We start from the raw sequence: 3815 nt of genomic DNA on the forward strand, positions 1-3815 counted from the left end.
CGAAGAAGTAGCCTGCATAGGAAAACGACAATACCCACAACACCGCGCCGATAATGTTGTAACGGATAAACGTCGCGTAGTGCATATCGCCCATACCGGCGACAAATGGCGCAAACGTCCGCACAATTGGCACAAAGCGGGCAATGATGATGGTTTTGCCGCCGTGTTTTTCATAGAACGCATGGGTTTTTTCCAAATACGAACGGCGGAAAATTTTGGAATCAGGATTGGCAAACAGTTTTTGTCCAAAATATTTGCCAATCATAAAGTTGGCCGCATCGCCTAGAATGGCGGCCGCTAAGAGCAGCAATACCATGACGTGGATGTTCATGCCGCCGATGGCCGCAATACCGCCGGCAGCAAACAGCAGCGAGTCGCCGGGCAAAAATGGCGTTACGACCAAACCGGTTTCGCAGAAAATCACAACAAACAAAATCGCGTAAATCCACGGGCCGTATTGGGAGGAAAGGTGGACAAGGTGTTGGTCGATATGGAGGATGAAATCAATAAGGGTAGAAATCACTAGGGTTCCCCAAATAAAAAGGCCGTCTGAAAAAGAACAGACAAATGTTTCGGCGAGAAGTTCGACATTGTAAAACCAAAGCGGAATAAAACCAATGCCGTAAGCGCGTCAAGATATGTTTAGAAGTGCAGATATGTTGCAGGTATAGGCTTCAGACGGCCTTTATCCTTGATGGTGGACGGCAAAACAACGTAAAATAAAGCCGATTTCAACCTAACCGGTGCGCCTTTGTGAACCAGCTCATCTTCGATTTTGCCAGCCATGATTATCCCGGCTTCGACAAATTTTTGGGAACAGAAAATGCCGAGCTGGTGTATGTGTTGCAGCACAAACATGGGCAATGTATCTATGTTTGGGGCGAAGAGGGCGCAGGTAAAAGCCATCTCTTGCAGGCATGGGTCGCACAGGCGCTCGATGCCGGACGAAATGCCCTCTATATTGATGCCGCCGCCACGCCGCTGACAGAAGCCGCATTGGATGCGGAATATCTTGCCATTGACCAAATCGAAAAGCTTAATAATGAAGAACAGGCTTTACTGTTTGCCATATTCAACCGCTTCCGCAACAGCGGCAAAGGCTTTTTGCTTTTGAGTTCCGAATATACGCCGCAGCAACTCGTTATCCGCGAAGACCTGCGCACACGCATGGCGTATTGCTTGGTTTACGAAGTCAAACCGCTGACCGACCGGGAAAAAATCGATGCGCTCGTCAGCATGGCTGCCGCCCGTCAGGTAACCATCGATCCGGAAATCTTCGAATACCTGCTGAACCATTGGCGGCGCGATATGGACAGCCTGATGCAAATGCTCGATACCCTCGACAACTACGCCGTTATGATGGGCAAGCGCATTACTTTGCCGCTTTTGCGCCAGCTTTTAAAACAACAGGAAACCCAATGAAAAACCTTGCCATTTTCGACCTCGACAATACCTTGATCAATACCGATTCGGATCACTCCTGGCCGCAATACCTGATTAAAAAAGGTATAGTCGATGCGGCTGAAACCGAGGCGCAAAATGAAAAGTTTTACCAAGACTATCAAAACGGTTGTCTTGATATCGATGCCTTCCTCAAATTCCATCTCGCGCCTTTAGCCCGTTTCAGCAAGGAGGAATTGGCTGAGTTTCATCGCGAGTTTATGGCCGAATATATTGTCCCGTATATTTCTCCGATGCAGCGTATGTTGGTGCAAAGCCATCAAATGGCGGGTGACGAAATGTTGGTTATTTCTTCGACCAACGAATTTATCATTACTCCAATCTGTCATCTTTTCGGCATTCACAACATTATCGGTACACAGCTTGAAATCGGCGAAGACGGCCGATATACCGGCAACTATGTCGGTACGCCCAGCCTGAAAGAAGGCAAAATTACCCGATTGAACCAATGGCTTGCCGAGCGTGGCGAGACATTTGAAAGCTACGGTAAAGTTTATTTTTACAGCGACTCCAAAAACGACTTGCCTTTGTTGCGTATTGTGGACGAACCTGTCGCCGTCAATCCGGATGCCGAGCTGGAAAAAGAAGCCAAAGCAAAAGGTTGGCCGATTTTGAATTTCAAATAACGACGAATCAGGCCGTCTGAAATATTTAACCTAATCACAACCCTAATAAGGACTAAAACATGAAAACGACTAAACTCCTCGCCTCAGCCCTGTTGTTTGCCGCTGTATTCGGTACTGCTCAAGCAGCCGATACCGAAACTCTGGAAGCCATGAAAGCGCAAAACGGCAGCGTTAAAACCGTTTTGATGGATGTCTTCACAACACCTGCCGGCGATGTTGACCGCGTAAATATCATTCAATCCAGCGGCAATCCTGAAATGGACGAACGCGCAGTGAAAAGCGTTTCCAAATATCCTTATCCGAAACGCAAAACCGCATCTAAATACCAACACACTGTTACTTTTGAAACCAATGTTGAAGTAATCAACAACTGATTCGGACGCAAGGCCGTCTGAAAAACAGAAGGCGTTTTGATTGGGAAATTCTCTGTCAAAACGCCGTTTTATTTTTTAAACAAGTATAACCAAAATTGCCGTAAAACCACACGCTCCGGTGCTATACTAAAACAAATAAACCGCTTCATCACACATCATGTCTCCCCGTCCAGTTACCATTACTTCCTACAATATGCACAAAGGCATGTCTGCGCTCAACCGCAAAGTGCAAGTCAACCGCATGGCTGACGCGCTGGGTGCATTGGGTTCGGATGTTTTGTTTTTACAAGAAGTCCAAGGACAACATCTCAACAGAAGCCGCCGTACCGACTTTCCCGATGCACCGCATTACGACATCATCGGCGACAGCCTCGATTATCATCGCAGCTACGGCAAAAATGCCGTCTATCCCAAACGACACCACGGCAACGCCATTCTCAGCCGCCTGCCGCTGAAAACGGAAAACAACCTCAACATCAGCGTTAATAAACTCGAACAACGCGGCCTGTTGCATTGTGAGGTCGTACCCGAAGGTTGGGAAGATCCGCTGGTGTGTCTGTGCGTCCACCTCAATCTGCGCGAGCCAGACCGCCTCAAACAATACCGAGCCATCAGCGACTACGTTGGCCGGTACATTCGTCCGGAAAGCCCTTTGATTATTGCCGGCGATTTTAATGACTGGCGGCAGAAATCAGCGCGTGAGCTGGGCAGTGCATTAGATTTGAACGAAGTATTTGTCGATAATACAGGCAAACGCCCCAAAACCTTCCCTTCGCGCCTGCCCATCCTCAGCCTCGACCGCATTTATACGCGCAATCTTGATGTCATCGATTCTGAAATTCACAACAGTAAAGACTGGCAACATTTGTCAGATCATCTGCCATTGAGTGTAACGGTTAGGCCGCATCGTAAAATGAATATGAAATCAGATAGAAAAATGTAAGGCTGAAATTTTTTAAAGCAAAGTACTATTGGCAATGTATCGAAAGAAAAAGTTTTTTCACTCAGATATTTGAGACAAAAACAGGCCGTCTTAAAAGTTTCAGACGGCCTGTTTAAGTTTATAAAAAAGCGCAAACCTTTTTAAATCAAAAATTTGCGCTTCAAATCTGGTGGAGGCGGGGGGAATCGAACCCCCGTCCGAAAGTCCTCTACAGAGCGTTCTACATACTTAGTTGTGTCTATTTAGAATCTCGTCCTCATCATGCCGACCAACAGGCCTTCAGAGAACCAGTTACCTTAAATCTCGTTTCCTGCCAAGTAACCCGACAGAAAACCAGTCAATGTAGAATGACGTTGCGGTAGCTTGCGCTACACAGCCCATTGACCAACTGCTGCAACGGCAGGCCTTAAG

At 47.2% G+C, this 3815-nt stretch carries 5 protein-coding genes and 1 other RNA gene; 4 read left to right on the forward strand and 2 right to left on the reverse strand.

Features of this window, described 5'->3' with window-relative positions:
- Positions 1-523: DedA family protein (locus tag ACTHUE_RS12705; protein WP_440423639.1), on the reverse strand; the 523-nt coding region annotated here is incomplete at its 3' end.
- A 230-nt stretch (positions 524-753) separates the two neighbouring features.
- On the opposite strand from ACTHUE_RS12705, the gene hda reads away from it, so the two are divergent.
- The 4 genes from hda (at position 754) to ACTHUE_RS12725 (ending at position 3404) form a co-directional block, all read left to right on the forward strand.
- Positions 754-1422, forward strand: a complete 669-nt coding sequence (gene hda, locus ACTHUE_RS12710) for a DnaA regulatory inactivator Hda (RefSeq protein ID WP_004519871.1) — start codon at positions 754-756, stop codon at positions 1420-1422.
- Positions 1419-2087: an HAD family hydrolase gene (locus tag ACTHUE_RS12715; RefSeq protein WP_004519869.1), complete on the forward strand. Its 669-nt coding sequence runs from the start codon at positions 1419-1421 to the stop codon at positions 2085-2087. Before hda ends, ACTHUE_RS12715 begins: the two co-directional genes overlap by 4 nt.
- Before the next feature lie 59 nt (positions 2088-2146).
- Positions 2147-2461: a TonB family protein gene (locus ACTHUE_RS12720; protein ID WP_004519868.1), complete on the forward strand. Its 315-nt coding sequence runs from the start codon at positions 2147-2149 to the stop codon at positions 2459-2461.
- Between the two features lie 157 nt (positions 2462-2618).
- Complete coding sequence (locus tag ACTHUE_RS12725) at positions 2619-3404, forward strand: endonuclease/exonuclease/phosphatase family protein (RefSeq protein ID WP_039862165.1); 786 nt, start codon at positions 2619-2621, stop codon at positions 3402-3404.
- 167 nt (positions 3405-3571) lie between these two features.
- Here the strand turns inward: ACTHUE_RS12725 and ssrA are convergent.
- Positions 3572-3815: a transfer-messenger RNA gene (gene ssrA, locus ACTHUE_RS12730) on the reverse strand; the annotation flags it as partial.

Source organism: Neisseria sp. P0021.S005 (genome assembly GCF_051956955.1).

Excerpts from the sequence above, each read along its gene's own strand:
- ACTHUE_RS12715 (WP_004519869.1), top strand. The coding sequence starts at position 1,419 with ATGAAAAACCTTGCCATTTTCGACCTCGACAATACCTTGATCAATACC.
- ACTHUE_RS12720 (WP_004519868.1), top strand. The coding sequence starts at position 2,147 with ATGAAAACGACTAAACTCCTCGCCTCAGCCCTGTTGTTTGCCGCTGTA.
- ACTHUE_RS12725 (WP_039862165.1), top strand. The coding sequence starts at position 2,619 with ATGTCTCCCCGTCCAGTTACCATTACTTCCTACAATATGCACAAAGGC.